Source organism: Paraburkholderia sp. BL10I2N1, assembly GCF_004361815.1.
Lineage (GTDB): Bacteria > Pseudomonadota > Gammaproteobacteria > Burkholderiales > Burkholderiaceae > Paraburkholderia.
On record NZ_SNWA01000001.1, the window covers coordinates 4,614,290 to 4,634,885 of the forward strand.

Below are 20,596 nucleotides of genomic sequence, written 5' to 3' on the forward strand. Positions count from 1 at the left end.
GCCCTTTATTTCCAGATGTTCAACGGCGACATGATCCAGAAGCCGACCACCACCAGCCATACCACGCAGACCGGAATGAATACCTTCCAGCCCAGACGCATGATCTGGTCATAGCGATAGCGCGGGAACGTCGCACGCGCCCAGATGAACACCGACAACAGGAAGAAAACCTTCGCTACCAGCCAGACGATGCCCGGCACGAACGACAGGAAACCGAACGGTGCGCTCCAGCCGCCGAGGAAAAACGTTGCTGCAAGCGCCGAGATCACGATCATGTTGATGTACTCGGCGAGGAAGAACAGCGCGAACGCCATACCCGAGTAATCGATCATGTGGCCGGCGACGATTTCCGACTCCCCTTCCACCACGTCGAACGGGTGGCGGTTCGTTTCAGCGATGCCGGAGATGAAGTAGACGGCGAACATCGGCAACAGCGGCAGCCAGTTCCACGACAGGAAGGTCAGGCCATAGCTGGCGAAAATGCCGCGCTCCTGCGAAGTGACGATATCCGACAGGTTCAGGCTGCCGGCGGTCATCAGCACGACGACGAGTGCGAAACCCATCGAGATTTCGTACGACACCATCTGTGCCGCCGCGCGCATCGCGCCAAGAAACGCGTACTTCGAGTTCGACGCCCAGCCGGCGAGAATCACGCCGTACACGCCAACCGACGAAATCGCGATCGCATACAGCAGACCGGCGTTGATGTCGCCGAGCACCGCGCCCGCCTGGAACGGGATCACCGCCCAGACCGCGAAGGCCGGCACCACCACCATGACCGGTGCGATCAGGTAGATCCAGCGGCTGGCCTGCGTCGGCTGAATCACTTCTTTGAGCAGCAGCTTCAGCACGTCGGCGATCGGCTGCAGTAAACCCGCGGGGCCGACGCGGTTCGGGCCGAGACGCACGTGCATCCAGCCGATCAGCTTCCGTTCCCAAAGGATCAGGTAAGCCACGCACAGCAGGATCACGACGGCCACTACCAGGATGCGGATCAGTGCCCACACCGTGGGCCATGCCACACCGAGGATCTGGGTGCCGCCCGAGTTGATCGTATCGAACAAGCTCATTTACGCCTTCTCCACCACCAGTTCACCGAACAGGCTGCCGAGCGCTGCACCGGCAGGCGTGGCTGCCGATACGCGGACGACCGTCTCCGCAAGATTCGCATCGCGCACGGCCGGCAGCTGCACCGACAGTTCGCCCTGGCGCACGCGGATCGCGTCGCCTTCCTTCAGACCCAGCTTGTCGAACAGCGCAGCCGGCAAACCGGCCGAGTTCGCTGCACGCGCCGCTGCCGTCAGATGCAGCGACTCAGCGCGGCGCACCAGCGGATCGGCGTGGTAGATGGGTACATCGGCGATGCGTTCGAACTTGCCGTCCTCTGCCTTCGCTACCGCACCGCGCGCGATGGCCACACCCGTTTTGTTCGACAGACGCGAGGTGAGGTCGCCGTCGCCGAGTGCCGCCGCGCGCACTTCTTCAGCCGTGTCGAACTCGAAACCGGGCACGCCGAGGAGGCTGCCCAGCACGCGCAACACCTTCCACGCCGGACGGGTTTCGCCGAGCGGACGCACGACGCCGTTAAACGTCTGCACCGTACCTTCGGCATTCACGAACGTACCGGCCGTTTCCGTAAACGGAGCGATCGGCAGCAAGACGTCGGCGTAGTCGGTGCCCGTCACGAACGACGACATCACGACCACCATTTCCGCCTGCTTCAGCGCGGCCAGCGCCTGCGCCGGGTTCGCCGTGTCGAATTCCGGCTCGAGGTTGACGAGGACATAGCCCTTGCGCGGTTGCTCGAACACTTCGCGCGCATTCAGGCCGCCCTCTCCCGGCAATGCGCCGACGAGATGCGCGCCCACCGTGTTCGCCGCTTCGGTCAGGAAACCGAGCGTCGCGCCGGTCGCGTCAGCGATCCACTGCGCCGCTGCGTGAATCTGGGCAAACGCTGGATGCTGGACAGCCCCGTTGCCAAGCAGGACGAGGCGGCCTGCACCGGCTGCGAGCGATGCAGCAACCTGCCTGTGAGTATCCGATGCCGCCGTGCCTGCGAAAGCTTCCGGCAGTGCCACGCCACGCGCTTCCGAAACCGCGGCAGCGATGCCCGCCAGTTCGTCGAGCCATGCCGACGGCGCCGCGACTACGCGTTGAGCCTGCGGAATCAATGCATCGTCGTTCGTCGCCTGCAGCAGGGTTAGCTTCGCGCCGCCCTTTGCAGCCTGACGCAGACGCGCGGCCAGCAGCGGATGATCGCGACGCAGCGTCGAGCCGATCACGAACGCCGCATCGACATTCGACAGTTCGGCGATCTTCGTCCCGAGCCACGGCGTGCCATTGGCCGGCCCCTGGAAATCCGACTGACGCAAACGGAAGTCGACGTTCGGCGAGCCGACCGCCTGCGCGAGTTTCTTCAGCAGGAACAGTTCTTCGACCGTGCTATGGGGGCTTGCTAGCGCCGCCAGCGCGTTCGCGCCGTGGTCGCCCTTGATGCCTTTCAGACCCTTGACGACATATTCAAGCGCCGTCTGCCAGTCGGTTTCAACCCACTTGCCGCCTTGCTTTAGCATCGGCTGCGTGAGGCGCTCCGCGCTGTTCAGAGCTTCATACGAGAAGCGGTCCTTGTCCGAAATCCAGCATTCGTTGATCGCTTCATTCTCGAACGGCAGCGCGCGCATCACGCGATTGTTCTTTACCTGCACCACGAGGTTTGCGCCGACGGAATCGTGCGGGCTCACCGACTTGCGGCGCGACAGCTCCCACGTACGGGCGCTATAGCGGAACGGCTTGCTGGTGAGCGCGCCAACCGGGCACAGATCGATCATGTTGCCGGACAGTTCGGAGTCGACCGTCTTGCCGACGAACGACGTGATTTCCGAATGCTCGCCACGGCCTAGCATGCCGAGTTCCATCACGCCGGCGACTTCCTGGCCGAAACGGACGCAGCGCGTGCAGTGAATGCAGCGCGTCATTTCTTCCATCGAGATCAGCGGGCCGACGTTCTTGTGAAACACAACGCGCTTTTCTTCGCTGTAGCGCGACGACGACTTGCCGTAGCCGACAGCGAGATCCTGCAACTGGCATTCGCCGCCCTGGTCGCAGATCGGACAATCGAGCGGGTGATTGATCAGCAGGAACTCCATCACGGCTTGCTGTCCCTTTACCGCCTTTTCGGACTTCGTGCGCACGATCATGCCCGCCGACACCGGCGTCGCACACGCTGGCACGGCCTTCGGCATCTTCTCGACGTCGACAAGACACATCCGGCAGTTGGCCGCAATGGACAGCTTCTTGTGATAGCAGAAGTGAGGAATGTAAGTATCGACCTTATGCGCAGCCTGGATCACCATGCTGCCTTCGGGCACCTCAACTGTCTTGCCGTCTATTTCAAGTTCAACCATGATGGTCAATCTTCCTTAACCTGTTACCGCTCAATCGTTCGCCCGTTCATCGGCCTACCCGTCAACGGATCGACGAGTCGAAGCGATGAATCCCCGCGGTTGGTGCCTAAGTGCGCCTTCTGAAAAGCGCCTTGTGTTCAGGCCGCCACTGTTTCCGATGCCGTTGCCGCACCCGCATGACCGCCAACGAGGCAGTGCTTGTGTGCAACGTGATACTCGAACTCGTCCCAGTAGTGCTTGAGCATGCCGCGCACCGGCATCGCTGCTGCATCGCCGAGCGCGCAGATCGTGCGGCCCATGATGTTTTCAGCGACCGAGTTCAACAGGTCCAGGTCTTCCTGGCGGCCCTGACCGTGCTCGATACGATGCACCACGCGATACAGCCAGCCCGTGCCTTCGCGGCAAGGCGTGCACTGACCGCATGATTCTTCGTAGTAGAAGTACGACAAACGCAGCAGTGAGCGCACCATGCAGCGCGTCTCGTCCATCACGATCACCGCGCCCGAGCCGAGCATCGAACCGGCCTTCGCGATCGAATCGTAGTCGAGATCGGTCTGCATCATAATGTCGCCCGGAATGACCGGCGCCGACGAGCCACCCGGAATCACGGCCTTGATCTTCTTGCCGCCGCGCATCCCGCCGGCGAGATCCATCAGCGTCGCAAACGGCGTGCCGAGCGGAACTTCATAGTTGCCCGGACGTTCGATGTCGCCGGAGATCGAGAAGATTTTCGTGCCGCCATTGTTCGGCTTGCCCATCTCGAGGTAGTTCTGCGGGCCGACTGCGAGCAGGAACGGCACGGCTGCGAACGTCTCCGTGTTGTTGATCGTCGTCGGCTTGCCGAATGCGCCGAAGCTCGCGGGGAACGGCGGCTTGAAACGCGGCTGGCCTTTCTTGCCTTCGAGCGATTCGAGCAACGCGGTTTCTTCGCCGCAGATGTAGGCGCCGTAACCGTGGTGCGCGTGCAGTTGGAACGAAAAACCCGAGCCCATGATGTTCTCACCAAGGAACCCGGCACGACGCGCTTCATCCAACGCTTCTTCGAAGCGTTTGTAGACTTCCCAGATTTCGCCGTGGATATAGTTGTAGCCGACCGCGATACCCATCGCATACGCGCCGATCGCCATGCCTTCGATCAACGAATGCGGATTCCAGCGCAGGATGTCGCGGTCCTTGAACGTGCCCGGCTCGCCTTCATCCGAATTGCAGACGAGGTATTTCTGCCCCGGGAACTGACGCGGCATGAAGCTCCACTTCAGACCGGTCGGAAAGCCTGCACCGCCGCGGCCACGCAGACCCGACGCTTTCACGTCGGCGATCACCTGCTCGGGCGGAATCTTTTCTTCCAGAATACGGCGCAGCTGGGCGTAACCGCCGCGCGCCACATAGTCTTCGAGATGCCAGTTGTCGCCGTTCAGGCCGGCGAGAATCAGCGGTTTGATGTGACGATCGTGTAAAGACGTCATTTCGAAAGTTCCTCGAGCAGCTGGTCGATCTTCTCGCGGCTCATGAAGCTGCACATGCGGTGGTTGTTCACGAGCAACACCGGCGCATCGCCACACGAACCCATGCACTCACCTTCTTTCAGGGTGAACTTGCCGTCGTGCGTCGTTTCGTTGAAGTCGATGCCGAGTTTCTGTTTCAGGTATTCGGCGGCGCTATCCGAACCGCCGTCCGGGCCGAGCTGGCACGGCAGGTTGGTGCAGAGCGTGATCTTGTACTTGCCGACCGGCGACGTGTTGTACATCGTGTAGAAGGTCGCAACCTCCTGCACGGCAACCGCCGGCATGCCGAGATAGTCCGCGACGAACTGCATGACTTCGGGCGACAGCCAGCCGTGCTCTTCCTGAGCGGTGGCCAACGCCGACATCACGGCGGACTGCTTTTGATCGGCGGGATACTTCGCGATCGCACGATCGATTTCTTTCAGGCCTTCAGCTGAGATCATTTTCAGACACGACTCTTTCAATTCCTACCGAACGAAACCCTGCCGCTCACACCATACTGCGACAGACCCGGCGTTCCCTTGCTTGACGCGCGACAGACTGCGCGCGCCGCTCCGAATATCGTCTTTAGCGATCCACTTCGCCGAACACGATGTCCTGCGTACCGATGATCGTCACGGCGTCGGCGATCATGTGACCGCGCGCCATCTCATCGAGCGCGGACAGGTGTGCGTAGCCCGGCGCGCGGATCTTCAGGCGATACGGCTTGTTCGCACCATCCGAAATCAGGTAGATGCCGAACTCGCCCTTCGGATGCTCGACCGCGGCATATGCCTCGCCTTCCGGCACGTGAAAGCCCTCGGTGAAGAGCTTGAAGTGGTGAATCAAGTCTTCCATGTTCGACTTCATGCCGACACGCGATGGCGGCGCCACCTTGTGATTGTCGATCATCACGGGGCCCTGATTCTTGCGGAGCCAGTCAATACACTGTTTCACGATGCGCGTGGACTGACGCATTTCTTCGACGCGCACCAGATAACGGTCGTAGCAGTCGCCATTCACGCCAACCGGAATGTCGAAATCGAGCTTGTCATACACTTCGTACGGCTGCTTCTTGCGCAGATCCCACTCGATGCCCGAACCGCGCAGCATCGCGCCCGTGAGACCCATCTGCAGGGCGCGCTCCGGGCTAACGACACCGATACCCACCAGGCGCTGCTTCCAGATCCGGTTGTCAGTAAGCAGCGTCTCGTACTCGTCGACGCAGTGCGGGAAACGGTTGAAGAAGTCTTCGATGAAGTCGAGCAGCGAACCTTGACGGTTCTCGTTCATCTTCGACAGCGCCTTCGCATTGCGAATCTTCGACGCCTTGTATTGCGGCATTGCGTCAGGCAGATCGCGGTAGACACCACCCGGACGGTAGTACGCAGCGTGCATCCGTGCACCGGACACCGCTTCATACACGTCCATCAGGTCTTCGCGCTCGCGGAACGCATACAGAAACACCGCCATCGCGCCGACGTCGAGCGCGTGCGCGCCGATCCACATCAGGTGGTTCAGCACGCGCGTGATTTCGTCGAACATCACGCGGATGTACTGCGCGCGCACCGGCACATCGATGCCGAGCAGCTTTTCGATCGCCATCACGTAGCCGTGCTCGTTCACCATCATCGACACGTAATCGAGACGGTCCATGTACGGCACGGATTGAATGAAGGTCTTGGTTTCGGCGAGCTTTTCGGTCGCGCGATGCAGGAGGCCGATGTGCGGGTCGGCGCGCTGGATCACTTCGCCGTCGAGTTCGAGCACGAGGCGCAGCACACCGTGCGCTGCCGGGTGCTGCGGGCCGAAGTTCAGCGTGTAGTTCTTGATCTCTGCCATGGCGTTCTCTTAGTGTTTCAGGCCGCCATAGCGATCCTCGCGGATCACACGCGGCGTGATTTCCCGCGGCTCGATCGTCACGGGCTGGTAGACGACGCGCTTCTCTTCCGGGTCGTAACGCATTTCGACGTAGCCGGAAACCGGGAAATCCTTGCGGAACGGGTGGCCGATAAAGCCATAGTCGGTCAGGATGCGGCGCAGGTCAGGATGGCCTTCGAAGACGATGCCGTAGAGGTCGAACGCTTCACGCTCGTACCAGTTCGCCGAACTCCAGATCTCGACTACTGATGCAATGAGCGGCACTTCGTCGTCCGGTGCGAACACGCGTACACGCAGACGCCAGTTATTGGCGATGGACAACAGATGCAGCACCGCGGCGAAACGCGGGCCTTCATAGGCGCCGTTGCCGTACGTCTGATAATCGACGCCGCAAAGGTCCATCAACTGCTCGAAGCCGAGCGAGCGATCGTCGCGCAAACGCGTGGCTACTTCGAGGTAATCGCTCGCCTTCACGACGATCGTCAGTTCACCGATTGCTTCGGTGACGCTCAGCAGGCGGCCGCCAAATGCCGCCTCGAGGTTCGCTTTCAGGGTCTCGAGTTTGCTTGCCATATTGTGGGAGTAGGCGTGAGCCTTATTGACGGGCGATGGTGTTGGTGCGACGGATCTTTGCCTGGAGCTGGATCACGCCGTAGACCAGCGCTTCAGCCGTGGGCGGACAACCCGGCACATAGACATCGACAGGCACGATCCGATCGCAGCCGCGCACCACTGAATACGAGTAGTGGTAATAGCCGCCGCCGTTCGCGCACGAGCCCATCGAGATCACCCAGCGCGGCTCGGCCATCTGGTCGTAGACCTTACGCAAGGCAGGCGCCATCTTGTTGCAGAGCGTGCCAGCGACGATCATCACGTCCGACTGACGCGGACTCGGACGAAACACCACGCCGAAACGGTCGAGGTCATAACGGGCAGCACCCGCATGCATCATCTCGACCGCGCAGCACGCGAGACCGAACGTCATCGGCCACAGCGAGCCGGTGCGCGTCCAGTTGATCAACTTGTCAGCCGTAGTGGTGACAAACCCTTCCTTCAAGACCCCTTCGATACTCATTTGCTTTCCACTCCAGACGGGGCGACTAGCCGAGCCACCCACGCAAACCGGCGATTAATCTGTCATTCCCAATCGAGGCCGCCCTTCTTCCAGATATAGGCAAAGCCAAGCAGGAATTCGAGCAGGAAAATCATCATCGCCATGAAGCCAGGCCAACCGATATCGCGCAGGGCTACACCCCACGGGAACAGGAACGCCGTTTCAAGGTCGAAAATAATGAAGAGAATGGCCACCAGGTAGTAGCGCACATCGAACTTCATGCGCGCATCTTCGAATGCTTCGAAGCCGCACTCGTACGGTGCGTTCTTTTCGGTGTCAGGCCGGTTGGGGCCGAGGATCTTGCCAATACTGACCAGTGCTACGCCTAAACCGGTGCCCACGATGAGGAACAACAAGACGGGGAAATAGGCTGCGAGGTTCAAGACTATCCTCTATCGGTTGGTTCTGAGTGCCATCAGGAGCGAAGCACTCCTGACCAGAAAATCACTTCGGCCTGCTTGACGTTGCAAGCCCATGGCAAGCAGCGCCTTAGAAGCGAAAATGCCAGCCGAAGCGAAGCAAGCGGCTGGCATTTATATATCATTGGTGCCGACGGCGAGACTCGAACTCGCACAGCTTTCGCCACTACCCCCTCAAGATAGCGTGTCTACCAATTTCACCACGTCGGCACTGCATACAATCCGGGAAATCAACTGCTAAAACCCGCGAATCGCTTCAAGACTTGAATTGTAACTGGTTTAAACAGATTGTTCAACGCACAAAAAACGTTTTTGCGTGAAAATTTTATTTCGGCACTTCCTGGCTCGGAGCCGATGCCGGTGACGCTGCAACAGGTGCCGAAACACCCGCAGGAGCCGACGCAGCAGAAGCCACGACCGGAGCAGTCACAGCTGCGCCCAGTACACCAACCGATGGCTTGGAACGATACGCGCCGAGGTAAGTCAGGGTCAACGTCGTGACAAAAAACACGGCGGCGAGAACAGCCGTTGTCCGCGACAGAAAGTTCGCCGAACCTGTCGCACCGAAGAGGCTGCCCGAGGCTCCGCTCCCGAACGCAGCACCCATGTCGGCGCCCTTTCCGTGCTGCAGCAACACGAGGCCGATAACCCCAAGCGCCGACAACAACTGGACGACGATAATCAACGTTTTCAAATACAGCATCACACTCACCTGAGTCTTTATTTAACCGCGCAACACAATGTGTGGTGCACGTAGTGGGTCATCCTCGCCCGGGCGCCCTGCTCGCCGCGACGGCTTACGTCGCGCTCGTCGCCACGGCTTGCGCCGCGTTGCAGATTGCCAGGAAATCCGTGTCCTTCAACGATGCGCCGCCGATCAGGCCGCCATCGATATCCGCCTGACGAAACAATTCTTCCGCGTTATCAGGCTTCACGCTGCCACCGTACAGCACAGGCACGTCGGCGACCGCCGCACCTTTCGCCGCCAGACGCCCACGCAAAAACGCGTGGACCTGCTGCGCCTGGTCTGACGTTGCACTCTTGCCTGTGCCGATTGCCCAGACAGGTTCGTATGCAACGACGATCCGGACAGCCTCTTCCTGAGAGAGCCTCGCAAGCACCGCATCAAGCTGCGCGCCGACCACCTGCTCGGTCGTGCCTGCCTCGCGCTCCTCGAGTGTTTCGCCGACACAGACAATGGGCGTAATACCTGCATCGAGGGCCCGTTGTGTCTTGATCGCTACCACTTCTGAGCCTTCGCGATGGTAGGCGCGGCGCTCCGAATGCCCAACGATTGCGAGTGTTGCTCCGAACTCGACCGCCATCGCTGCCGCCACTTCGCCGGTGTATGCGCCATGCGTATGCGCCGACACATCCTGGACACCCCATGCGACGCGGCCGCCTTCGAGCAGCGACTGCGCCTGCGCGAGATAAGGGCAGGGCACGCACACGCCAACCCGCACGCCTTCCGGCAGCTCGCCGGCACCCTGCGCCACGGCCTGCAGCAGGGCCGCGTTTTCGGCGAGGCGCCCATGCATCTTCCAGTTACCAACTACCAGTTTTGCTCGTTGTTTCGACATTGTCTCGTCTTGTCGTGAAGCGGCAGCGAATCGGGGGTTCGCACCCAGATTCCCAGAGCCAGTCCGGCCGCCTTGCGAAAATCACGCAGCGCGCGCAAAACACGCAATTTTACTGTGCGCGGACGGATCGGGTCAAACCACCCGTGTCAAGCGCCTGCAGCGGCAACCTGCGCGCTGCCCCAATCCAGCACGATCTTGCCGACATGCGTACTGCTTTCCATCAGCGCATGCCCTTCGGCCGCCTGCGCCGCGGGAAACACGCGGTACACGACCGGCTTGACGCGCCCGTCTTCGAGGTGCGGCCACACGCGCTCCTTGAGCTGCGCAGCAATCTTCGCCTTGAACTCAACGGGACGCGGACGCAGTGTCGACCCCGTCACCGTCAAGCGGCGGCGCAGAACGTCGTTCAGGTTCAGCTCTGCCTTCGCGCCGCCCAAAAGGGCGATCAGCACGAGACGGCCGCCATCGGCGAGCGCCTTCAGTTCGCGCGGCACATAACTGCCCGCCACCATGTCCAGAATCACGTCCACGCCACGGTCATTAGTCAGCGACTTCACCACTTCGACGAAATCTTCCGTCCTGTAGTTGATCGCGCGCTCCGCGCCCAGCTCTTCACACGCACGACACTTGTCATCCGAGCCCGCCGTCGCAAACACGCGAAAACCCAGCGCATGCGCGATCTGGATCGCCGTCACGCCGATGCCGCTCGAGCCGCCCTGCACGAGCAGGGTTTCGTTCGCGCCGCCCTCGCCCGCGCCGAGCCGCGCACGATCGAACACATTGCTCCATACGGTGAAGAATGTCTCCGGCAGCGACGCCGCCTCGACATCCGATAGCCCCTTCGGCACCGGCAGACATTGCGCAAGGGGAGCCGCGACGTATTCCGCGTAACCGCCACCTGCGAGCAATGCGCACACGCGATCGCCGAGCATCAGACCAAACGGATTGTGCTTTTCGTCGATCGAGCCGCCCACAATTTCGCCCGCCACTTCCAGCCCCGGCAGATCCGACGCGCCCGGCGGCGGTGCATACGCACCCTTGCGCTGAAGTACGTCAGGACGATTGATGCCCGACGCCGCGACCTTGATCAGCACTTCACCGGCTTTCGGTTCAGGCATCGGCCGTTCGGCGAGTTTCAGAACATCCGGCGCACCAAATTCGGAAATCTCAATCGCTCTCATCTGCGTCACCTCCAAGGTATGGATTGCGCTGCGAACAGCGCGCCGGGAGCGGGCTGTGCGCAATGCAATCCATCCTCCATGAAAAACGGCCGGCGCGCATCCACGCCGCCGGCCGTCAGACCACTACTGCCTTACTGCTGCGGCGTCGGCTCGCCTTGCGGCGCGCCGGCGGGCGCTTCGTTCAGCAACGCCTTGGCCGACAAACGCACACGCCCCTTTTCGTCCGTCTGGATGACCTTCACCTTCACGTGCTGGCCGTCCTTCAGATAGTCGTTGATGTCCTTGATACGCTCGTTGGCGATCTCGGAAATGTGCAGCAGACCATCCTTGCCCGGCAGGATGTTGACGATCGCGCCGAAGTCCAGCAGCTTGAGGACGGTGCCGTCGTACACCTGACCAACTTCGACTTCCATCGTGATGTTTTCGATGCGCTTCTTCGCTTCGGCCATCCCTTCGCTGCTCGTGCTCGCGATGGTGACGACGCCGTCATCCGAAATGTCAATCGTCGTGCCGGTTTCTTCGGTCAGCGCCCGGATCACAGAGCCACCTTTGCCGATCACGTCGCGGATCTTTTCCGGATTGATCTTGATGGTGATCATACGCGGCGCGAATTCCGACAGCTCAGTGTTCGCACCCGAAACAGCGGCGGTCATCTTGCCGAGGATGTGCATGCGGCCTTCCTTTGCCTGCGCGAGCGCGACCTGCATGATTTCCTTCGTGATGCCCTGGATCTTGATGTCCATCTGCAGCGCGGTTACACCTTGCTCTGTACCCGCCACCTTGAAGTCCATGTCACCGAGGTGGTCTTCGTCGCCGAGGATGTCGGTCAGCACCGCGAACTTGTTGCCTTCGAGGATCAGGCCCATTGCGATGCCGGCGACGTGCGCCTTCATCGGGACGCCAGCGTCCATCAGCGCGAGACAGCCGCCGCACACCGATGCCATCGACGACGAACCATTCGACTCGGTGATTTCCGAAACGACGCGGATCGAGTAGCCGAATTCTTCGGCACTCGGCAGGCACGCGGCCAGCGCGCGCTTCGCGAGACGACCGTGACCGATTTCGCGGCGCTTCGGCGAACCGACGCGGCCCGTTTCGCCGGTCGCGAACGGAGGCATGTTGTAGTGGAGCATGAAGCGTTCGCGGTATTCGCCTTCGAGCGCGTCGATGATCTGCTCGTCGCCCTTCGTGCCGAGCGTCGCCACCACGAGCGCCTGCGTTTCTCCGCGCGTGAAGAGCGCCGAACCGTGCGTACGCGGCAGCACGCCCGTACGGATTTCGATCGGACGCACGGTACGCGTGTCACGGCCATCGATACGCGGCTCGCCGTTCAGGATCTGGCTGCGGACGATCTTTGCTTCGATATCGAACAGCACGTTACCGACGGTCGCCTTGTCGGCTGCAACGAAGCCCGCAGCGGCCGCGTCCTCTTCCAGCTTCGCCGACGTGGCTGCGTAGATTTCCTTCAGCTTCGTCGAACGAGCCTGCTTGTCGCGGGTCTGGTAGGCAGCGAGCAGTTGCGGCTCGGCGATTTCCGTGACGCGCGAGATCAGCGCTTCGTTCTTCGGGGCCGGCTGCCAGTCCCATTCCGGCTTGCCGCCGTCACGAACGAGTTCGTGGATCGCGTCGATCGCGACCTGCATCTGCTCGTGGCCATAGACCACGGCGCCGAGCATCACGTCTTCCGGCAGTTGGTCCGCTTCCGACTCGACCATCAGTACAGCACGTTCCGTACCGGCGACGATCAGGTCCAGACGCGAATCCTTCAGCTGTGAACGCGTCGGGTTCAGCACGTATTCGTTGTTGATGTATGCCACACGTGCAGCACCGACCGGGCCGTTGAACGGCAAACCGGAGATGGCGAGCGCCGCGGACGCACCGATCAGCGCGGGGATGTCGGCAGGGACTTCCGGGTTGATCGACATCACGTGGACGACGACCTGGACTTCGTTGTAAAAGCCTTCAGGGAACAGCGGGCGCAGCGGACGGTCGATCAGGCGCGAAATCAGCGTTTCGCCTTCCGACGGACGGCCTTCACGACGGAAGAAGCCACCTGGGATCTTGCCTGCGGAGTAGGTTTTTTCGAGGTAATCGACGGTCAGCGGGAAGAAATCCTGACCCGGCTTCGCCGTCTTCGCACCAACAACGGTAGCCAGCACAACGGTATCTTCAACGTCGACGAGCACCGCGCCGCTTGCCTGACGGGCGATTTCGCCCGTTTCGAGGCGAACGTTATGTTGTCCCCATTTGAATTCTTTGACGATCTTGTTGAACATAGTCACTCCTTTTCTCTTCGTTATGCCGCGCGGACGAGAAGCGGCGCGGCAACGCCAGGACCGGTGCCACACGGGAAGAGGAGTGTTATGCCATTCCAGAGAACCACGCGAAGCGCGCGCGAACCGCTGGAATGACACAAAGCTCTGCCCTGCGGCCCGGCCTTGTTTCGGTCACCCGCCGCATGATCTTCCATGCGCGCGGCGAATGACGCTCCGGTGCGCGCCACGTGAAGCGCACCGTTCAAAAACAAAATGCCTGTATCAGTTGACTGACACAGGCATTTTGCTGAGAGACGACTAACTGCGCGCCCGATTACTTGCGCAGACCCAGCTTCTCGATCAGTGCGCGGTAACGATCTGCGTCCTTGCCCTTCAGGTAGTCGAGCAGCTTGCGACGGCGGCTCACCATGCGCAGCAGACCGCGGCGGCTGTGATGATCCTTCGTGTGGGCCTTGAAGTGAACGGTCAGTTCGTTAATGCGGGTCGTAAGCAGCGCGACCTGCACTTCAGGGGAGCCGGTGTCGTTAGCAGCGCGTGCGAATTGCGCAACGACGTCGGACTTCCTGGTTGTTTCAACTGCGGACATGTTGATTTCCTTTAGTACTAAACAGGCGGTCACGGAAGAAAGGCCGTGCCGTGGGATTACAACGAGGGGCGTATTGTAGCACAGCGCGAACGGGCCGCGAACCTCCCTTGAATGGACCCGTTACTGAAGCAATCAAGGGCGTTTCATGCGGCAGACCGTCGGCGTCACGGTACCCTCCGGCGGCAGCGCCAGCACGGTGCGGAACCCGTAGCCCGAACCCTCGTTATCGAAGCGCACGCCCGGCGTGCCGGCCTTGTCCATCTGCATGACGTAAAGGGGCTGTATCAGCTGGTGATCGTCGGCGCGCATCCGCGAGGGATGGAAGCCGTTGTCGAACTTCATGCCCTCGAGCGCCTTTGCGACAACGGCTGGCTGCGCGCTCTCCGCGCGATTCATCGCTGCTGCGAGCATCTCCACCATCAATTCCATGCGCAGAACGGGGTAATCGTCGGCGGCGGACGGGAAACGGGCGCGAAACGCCTTGTACCACGCATCCGACGCCGCGCCACCAGCGTTCGGATGCCAGTCGGCCACGGCGAGTACCCGGCCGACGCCTGCGTCGCCGAGCGCAGCCGGCGCACCGAGGCTATTGCCGTAGAACGTGTAGAACTTCGTGTCGAGCGCCTGCTCGCGTGCAGCCTTCACCAGCAGCGTCAGATCGTTGCCCCAGTTGCCGGTCACGACCGCATCCGCCCCGCTCGCGCGGATCTTTGCGATGTACGGCGCGAAATCCTTCACACGGCCGACCGGATGAAATTCGTCGCCGACCACCGCGATGTCCGGCCGCTTCGAAGCCAGCGCCGAGCGCGCCAGGGTGCTGATGTCATGCCCGAAGCTGTAATCCTGGTTCAGCAGATAGACCTTTTTCACCGATCTGTCGCGTTGGATGACCTCGGCGAGTGCGTCCATACGCATGCCGGCGTGCGCATCGAAGCGAAAATGCCAGAAGCTGCAATTCTCGTTGGTCAGTGCAGGATCGTCTGCGGAGTAATTCAGGAACAGTTCGCGGTTATCGGGCTCGCGCGCGTTCTGTTTTTCGATGGCCGCGAGCAGTGCCGCGGCGACCGCCGAACTGTTGCCCTGGAGGATGTAGCCGATGTGCCGGTCCGCCGCTGCGCGTAGCTGAATCAAGGCCTCCTCGGCGCTACCTTTGCTATCTAGCACGACGAGTTCCAGCGGATGCGCGCCATCCCCAAGCTTCACGCCGCCCGCCGCGTTGACCCGCTCGACGCCGACCCGCAGATTGCGCTCCACTGCCGCGCCCGCGTTGGCGAACGGCCCTGACATACCTTCGATCAGCGCAAGCTGCACTGGTTCGCCGCCCGCGTACGCTGCCGTGACTGGCGCGGCCATCGACGCCGCCGCCAGCACGGCCACCGCCGCCCGTACCCACAACCCTGCCATCGCAGCTCCGGTTGAATCGCTCGAAGCGCGGATCATAGGACGCCCGGGCGTTGCGGAGCAAGCCCAAAGGAGGGAGCAAAGGACGCCGGGCGGCTCCTGCGCGCAAATCTTTTGCCCCGCCGCATGTCAAAATAGCTAGCAAGCCGTTGGAGGAATTCATGCTTAACCGCCTCTCATCCGGGCTCGCCGCGATTACTGCGACCGCCCGGCCGCGCGCAGGCCTGCGCGGCGCCGCGCTCGCCTGCCTGGGCGCGCTGGTGCTGGCCGGCTGCGCCCAGCCGTGGCAGCGATTTCAACCGGGCGAGGACCAGTCCACGATCATCAGCCACCTCGGCGCGCCACGCGAAACCTATGATCTGCCGAATGGCGGCAAGCGCCTGATGTGGCCAACCCAGCCGATGGGTGAAACGACCACGGCCGCCGACATCGACGCCTCCGGCAAGATTGTGAACGTCCGCCAGGTGTTGCAGCCAAACGAGTTCTATCGAGCGGAGATCGGCAAGTGGACACGCGAGGATGTGCTGGTCAACTTCGGCAGGCCGGTGGAAACATCGTACTTTCCGCTGATGAAGCGCGAGGTCTGGACCTACCGGTATCAGGAAGATAACGTCTGGTATCTGATGTACAGCTTTTACTTCGACAATCAGGGGATCCTGCGGTTGACACAAAAGACGCCCGACCCGCTGCACGATCCGGACCGCCGCAGCAATTTCTTCTAGACGACGCCGTGTCGCGCCCGACCGCCGCCTCTTCAGGCGGCGTTTTTCTGTGCGGTTCGCCTACCGGGGAGCGTTGCTTCGTGGACGGGCGAACAATTTCTCGACATGAACCCTTCAGCCGGAATTGGCCGGTCGGCCAGGTGCGCACAGCTTCGTCGTCGACTAAAGTTTGAGGGCAGAGTGCAACGACGCAGCAACCTCCCTGCATTGTTCGATCGCCATTTTTGCCGTTGCCCAACCACCTTCGGAGCCCCTGCCGATGCCCCTTCCCAAAAATATGCTGCTCGCCAATGCCGCGTGGGCGACGGAAACCAACGCGCGCGATCCGCGCTTCTTCGAAAAGCTTGCGCAAGGTCAGAGCCCGCAGGTGCTGTGGATTGGCTGCTCGGACAGCCGAGTCCCCGCCGAAACAATCACGCTTTGCGAACCGGGCGATCTCTTCGTCCACCGCAACATCGCGAACCTGTTCCCACCCGACGACGACAACTGCGCGAGCGTGCTCGAATATGCAGTGCGCGTTTTGAAGGTAGGCCATGTGATCGTCTGCGGCCACTATGGCTGCGGCGGTGTACGCGCAGCGCTGCTGCCGGCGGCGGGCAGACCTGCCGCACGTCAATCGCCGGATAGCGCCGCTGTGTGCACTGGCCAGCACGCATCAGGCAGACCTCGACCGCCACGAGTCGGAGCACGCCCGCGTCAATCGCCTTGCGGAACTGAACGTGCTCGAACAGGTGAGGCGCTTGCGCGACACGTCGATCGTGCGCGACAGCAGCCCGGCGCCGCTCGTGCATGGCTGGATCTTTTCACTCGACGACGGGCGCATCAAGGTACTGGCGTCCGGCTATCCCGGCGAAGAGCCCGCTACGTCCGACAACACCTCGGTAGCGCAGCCAGAAACGCTTCGCGGCACAGCCTGAGTAGCAAAGATTCAATTGCCCAATACCGCGCGATATCAGCAACCGCGAGTACCACCCGGGCCGTGCCCCCGCCGGAAAAGGGGGGAGCGGCGCGGGAACCAGATTTCCCGGCGCCCGAACGGATCGCATCGGCAAACGCGACACACGCTTCAAATGCACAAAACCCCGTGCTCTTGTGAAGCACGGGGTTTCGGTCTGGATCACTCAGGGGCGGGATCAGCGCCCTGCATTGATATCAGGAACGCTGCGGGTTCAGCTTGTCCGCGTTCGAAAAGAGCTTGTTGAGCGCGGAAATATAGGCCTTCGCGGAAGCCGCGACGATATCAGGATCGGTGCCGACGCCGTTCACGATACGGCCGCTCTTCGACAGGCGCACCGTTACTTCGCCCTGCGCCTGCGTGCCGGTCGTGATCGCGTTCACCGAGTACAGCAGCAGTTCCGAACCGCTACCTACTTCGGTTTCGATCGCGTTCAGCGTGGCATCGACCGGGCCGTTACCGCGTGCTTCTCCGGTCACTTCCTTGCCGTCGACCGAAAACACGACCTTCGCGTGCGGCTGCTCGCCAGTTTCCGAGTGCTGTGACAGCGACACGAACTTGTAATGCTCCCTCTCCTGCGCTTCCGCCGACTCCTCGGTGACGATCGCGATGATGTCCTCGTCGAAGATTTCGGCCTTGCGGTCGGCCAGTTCCTTGAAGCGCGCGAACGCGGTGTTCAGTTCGCCTTCGCTGTCGAGTGCGATGCCGAGTTCCTGCAGACGCTGCTTGAACGCATTGCGGCCAGACAGCTTGCCGAGCACGATCTTGTTCGCGCTCCAGCCCACATCTTCGGCGCGCATGATTTCGTAGGTGTCGCGCGCCTTCAGCACGCCGTCCTGGTGGATGCCTGACGCGTGCGCAAACGCATTCGCGCCGACCACGGCCTTGTTTGGCTGCACGACGAAACCGGTGATCTGCGACACGAGCTTCGAGGCAGGCACGATCTGCGTCGTGTCGATGCCGAGATCGAGGCCGAAGTAGTCCTTGCGGGTCTTCACAGCCATCACGATTTCTTCGAGCGACGTATTGCCCGCGCGCTCACCGAGACCGTTGATCGTGCACTCGACCTGACGCGCGCCACCGATCTTAACGCCCGCCAGGGAGTTCGCCACCGCCATGCCGAGGTCGTTGTGGCAGTGCACGGAGAACACGGCCTTGTGCGAATTCGGAATGCGCTCACGCAGCGTCTTGACCAGCTGGCCGTACAGTTCCGGCACGCCATAGCCGACCGTATCGGCGATGTTGATCGTGGTCGCACCTTCGGCGATCACTGCTTCCAGCACGCGGCACAGAAAGTCCATGTCGGAGCGGCTGCCGTCCTCCGGGGAGAACTCGACGTCGTCAGTGAACTTGCGCGCGAAGCGCACGGCGAGCTTTGCCTGCTCGAACACCTGATCGGGCGTCATGCGCAGCTTCTTTTCCATATGCAGCGGCGACGTCGCGATGAATGTATGGATACGGAAGCGCTCAGCGGGCTTCAACGCGTCGGCGGCACGCTGGATATCCTTGTCGTTCGCACGGGCGAGCGAGCAGATGGTGCTCCCCTTGATCATCGACGCGATCGTATGAATCGAATCGAAGTCGCCGTTCGAACTGGCGGCGAAGCCGGCCTCGATCACGTCCACCTTCATCCGTTCGAGCTGCTTCGCGATACGGATTTTTTCTTCCTTCGTCATCGACGCACCGGGCGATTGTTCGCCGTCGCGCAAGGTCGTGTCGAAAATGATCAGCTTGTCTGCCATGTCAGGTCTCCGGGGGACTCAGTCAAATTGGGGATGATGGAGATGCGAAAACGGAATTCGGGTGTTTGCGCCACCGCTGGCGACGCTCAACAACAGACGAGGCAGACGGGAGGCGAAAACGATCAGCGCGGCAGGCGCGCTAGCACTAGTGCACGTAGGGGTGCACCGGCTTGAAGAGACAGGAGGGGGAACTTGAAAATAACCATGTCAGCGACTATAGCGGCATTCCGGAAAACGTGCAATTAGCGGCAATCCGGTGGCGCAGACGAAAACGGCAACCGGAGGGCCGCCGTTTTCGCTTACGCAGGGCGCGCGATGCGTCAGTGGTCACGCTGCGACGAGCGGGCTGGATTGCCCCTGCCCCGCATTGCCTGATAGCCCCAGAACACGTAGCCCGACAGGCCATACAGCACAAACAGGCCAAACAGCATCAACGGCGGGTCGGACGACACCAGCACAAACGCGACCACCACCAGCAGAATGGCCGCGAACGGCACGCGATGCCGCACGTCGAGCGCCTTACCGCTGTAAAACGGCGCGTTCGAGACCATCGTCACGCCCGCATAGATCGTCAGCACGAACGCGACCCACGGCAGCCAGACGAGTTTGAGCGGCACGCGATTGTCGGTGGCGAGCCACACGAAACCGGCGATCAGCGCGGCCGCCGCCGGGCTCGGCATGCCCTGGAAAAAGCGCTTGTCGACGACACCGATGTTCGTATTGAAGCGCGCGAGCCGCAGCGCCGCGCCCGAGCAGTAGACGAACGCCGCGAGCCAGCCCCAGCGCCCAAGGTCCTTCAGAATCCACTCGTACATGACGAGCGCCGGCGCGACGCCGAACGACACCATGTCTGACAGGCTGTCGAACTGCTCGCCGAACGCGCTCTGCGTATGGGTCATTCGCGCAACGCGGCCGTCCATGCCGTCTAGCACCATCGCCACGAAGATCGCGATCGCCGCCACTTCGAAGCGCACGTTCATCGCCTGCACGACGGCGAAGAAACCGCAGAAGAGCGCTGCGGTGGTGAAGGCATTCGGCAGCAGGTAAATGCCGCGCTTTCTTAGAAACTGCTGACGCGCGGCACGGCGGCTGTCGACCACCGCCGGCTCCTGCACCGGCTTGTTGCGGCGGAACGGCCGCGGCTGCGGGCCGGCGCTACGGGGTCGACGCGGTTTGAATGCGGCCATCGAAACCTCCTTGTGCCGCTTTATAGTTCAGCAAGAATGGTCGACGAGGCCGATACTTTCTCGCCGATCGACACGCGCGGACGGCTGCCCACCGGCAGATACACGTCGACACGTGAACCGAAGCGAATGAAGCCATAGCGCTGGCCGCGCGTAAGCGGCTCGCCGGCGCGAACATAGCAGAGAATCCGTCGCGCGATCAGACCGGCGATCTGCACCGACGTCACTGTCTGGCCACCGGCCATTTCGATCACGACCGCGTTGCGCTCGTTTTCGAGCGACGCTTTATCAACCGCCGCGTTCAGGTAGGCGCCCGGAAAATACTCGACCTTCGAAATCGCACCATCCACCGGCGAGCGTTGCGAGTGGACGTTGAACACATTCATGAACACGCTGATCTTCAGCGCTTCCCGGTTGGCATACGGATCATGAGCCGTCTCGACGGCAACGATGCGGCCATCGGCAGGACACAGTACGGCATTCGCCTGCGTCGGGATCGGCCGCGCCGGATCGCGGAAGAACTGCAAGATGAAGACAAGCAGCAGCCAGAAAGGCCACGCAAAGCCGAACCCCGCGATGGCATGGATCAACAACGCAACGACGGCCGCGATCGCGATAAATGGCCAGCCTTCGCGCGCGATGATCGGATGAGGGTAATTCATGGATG

The 20,596-nt window shown here is 61.7% G+C and carries 18 protein-coding genes, 1 tRNA gene and 1 pseudogene; 2 read left to right on the forward strand and 18 right to left on the reverse strand.

The features are described 5' to 3' along the window. Positions 1-5: 5 nt before the first annotated feature. The 15 genes from nuoH to B0G77_RS21585 form a co-directional block, all read right to left on the reverse strand. The gene (nuoH, locus tag B0G77_RS21515; protein ID WP_133663916.1) at positions 6-1,070 is read right to left on the reverse strand and encodes an NADH-quinone oxidoreductase subunit NuoH; all 1,065 of its coding nucleotides are present in this window, start codon (positions 1,068-1,070) and stop codon (positions 6-8) included. Next, the gene (gene nuoG, locus B0G77_RS21520) at positions 1,071-3,404 is read right to left on the reverse strand and encodes an NADH-quinone oxidoreductase subunit NuoG (protein ID WP_133663917.1); all 2,334 of its coding nucleotides are present in this window, start codon (positions 3,402-3,404) and stop codon (positions 1,071-1,073) included. A gap of 137 nt (positions 3,405-3,541) precedes the next feature. Further along, positions 3,542-4,870 (reverse strand): NADH-quinone oxidoreductase subunit NuoF, encoded by a 1,329-nt coding sequence (nuoF, locus tag B0G77_RS21525; RefSeq protein ID WP_133663918.1) that lies wholly within the window; start codon positions 4,868-4,870, stop codon positions 3,542-3,544. Continuing rightward, on the reverse strand, positions 4,867-5,352 hold the full coding sequence (nuoE, locus tag B0G77_RS21530; protein ID WP_133663919.1) for an NADH-quinone oxidoreductase subunit NuoE: 486 nt from the start codon (positions 5,350-5,352) through the stop codon (positions 4,867-4,869). The genes nuoF and nuoE overlap by 4 nt, the downstream gene beginning before the upstream one ends. A 124-nt stretch (positions 5,353-5,476) precedes the next feature. Further along, positions 5,477-6,730 carry an NADH-quinone oxidoreductase subunit D gene (locus B0G77_RS21535; protein ID WP_133663920.1) on the reverse strand — a complete coding sequence of 418 codons (1,254 nt, stop codon included), beginning with the start codon at positions 6,728-6,730 and terminating at the stop codon, positions 5,477-5,479. Between the two features lie 9 nt (positions 6,731-6,739). Further along, a complete protein-coding gene (locus B0G77_RS21540) occupies positions 6,740-7,342 on the reverse strand; it encodes an NADH-quinone oxidoreductase subunit C (RefSeq protein WP_133663921.1) in 603 nt (200 codons plus the stop codon). 22 nt (positions 7,343-7,364) lie between these two features. After that, a complete protein-coding gene (locus tag B0G77_RS21545) occupies positions 7,365-7,844 on the reverse strand; it encodes an NADH-quinone oxidoreductase subunit B (protein ID WP_006052903.1) in 480 nt (159 codons plus the stop codon). 62 nt (positions 7,845-7,906) lie between these two features. After that, positions 7,907-8,266, reverse strand: coding sequence for an NADH-quinone oxidoreductase subunit A (locus B0G77_RS21550; RefSeq protein ID WP_090531360.1), 360 nt, complete (start codon positions 8,264-8,266; stop codon positions 7,907-7,909). Positions 8,267-8,427: 161 nt separating this feature from the next. After that, positions 8,428-8,512 (reverse strand) — tRNA-Leu (locus B0G77_RS21555). 115 nt (positions 8,513-8,627) lie between these two features. Beyond that, positions 8,628-9,005, reverse strand: a complete 378-nt coding sequence (gene secG, locus B0G77_RS21560) for a preprotein translocase subunit SecG (protein ID WP_133663922.1) — start codon at positions 9,003-9,005, stop codon at positions 8,628-8,630. 94 nt (positions 9,006-9,099) lie between these two features. Continuing rightward, a complete protein-coding gene (tpiA, locus tag B0G77_RS21565; RefSeq protein WP_208116477.1) occupies positions 9,100-9,930 on the reverse strand; it encodes a triose-phosphate isomerase in 831 nt (276 codons plus the stop codon). A 98-nt stretch (positions 9,931-10,028) separates the two neighbouring features. Beyond that, entirely contained in the window at positions 10,029-11,063 is a 1,035-nt protein-coding gene (locus tag B0G77_RS21570) for an NAD(P)H-quinone oxidoreductase (protein WP_133663924.1), read from the reverse strand. Between the two features lie 131 nt (positions 11,064-11,194). Further along, a complete protein-coding gene (gene pnp, locus B0G77_RS21575; protein WP_133663925.1) occupies positions 11,195-13,345 on the reverse strand; it encodes a polyribonucleotide nucleotidyltransferase in 2,151 nt (716 codons plus the stop codon). Between the two features lie 307 nt (positions 13,346-13,652). Beyond that, a complete protein-coding gene (rpsO, locus tag B0G77_RS21580; RefSeq protein ID WP_133663926.1) occupies positions 13,653-13,925 on the reverse strand; it encodes a 30S ribosomal protein S15 in 273 nt (90 codons plus the stop codon). 132 nt (positions 13,926-14,057) lie between these two features. Further along, entirely contained in the window at positions 14,058-15,278 is a 1,221-nt protein-coding gene (locus B0G77_RS21585) for a branched-chain amino acid ABC transporter substrate-binding protein (protein ID WP_243751153.1), read from the reverse strand. A gap of 209 nt (positions 15,279-15,487) precedes the next feature. On the opposite strand from B0G77_RS21585, the gene B0G77_RS21590 reads away from it, so the two are divergent. Both B0G77_RS21590 and B0G77_RS21595 read left to right on the forward strand, forming a co-directional pair. Further along, positions 15,488-16,048, forward strand: coding sequence for a hypothetical protein (locus B0G77_RS21590; RefSeq protein WP_133663928.1), 561 nt, complete (start codon positions 15,488-15,490; stop codon positions 16,046-16,048). A gap of 259 nt (positions 16,049-16,307) precedes the next feature. After that, a pseudogene (locus B0G77_RS21595) lies at positions 16,308-16,965 on the forward strand (carbonic anhydrase). Positions 16,966-17,200: 235 nt separating this feature from the next. Here the strand turns inward: B0G77_RS21595 and B0G77_RS21600 are convergent. The 3 genes from B0G77_RS21600 to B0G77_RS21610 form a co-directional block, all read right to left on the reverse strand. Beyond that, positions 17,201-18,745 carry a 2-isopropylmalate synthase gene (locus B0G77_RS21600; RefSeq protein ID WP_133663929.1) on the reverse strand — a complete coding sequence of 515 codons (1,545 nt, stop codon included), beginning with the start codon at positions 18,743-18,745 and terminating at the stop codon, positions 17,201-17,203. 320 nt (positions 18,746-19,065) lie between these two features. Beyond that, positions 19,066-19,932 (reverse strand): CDP-diacylglycerol--serine O-phosphatidyltransferase, encoded by an 867-nt coding sequence (gene pssA / locus B0G77_RS21605; RefSeq protein ID WP_133663930.1) that lies wholly within the window; start codon positions 19,930-19,932, stop codon positions 19,066-19,068. Between the two features lie 20 nt (positions 19,933-19,952). Beyond that, positions 19,953-20,591, reverse strand: coding sequence for a phosphatidylserine decarboxylase (locus B0G77_RS21610; protein ID WP_133663931.1), 639 nt, complete (start codon positions 20,589-20,591; stop codon positions 19,953-19,955). Between the last annotated feature and the right edge of the window lie 5 nt (positions 20,592-20,596).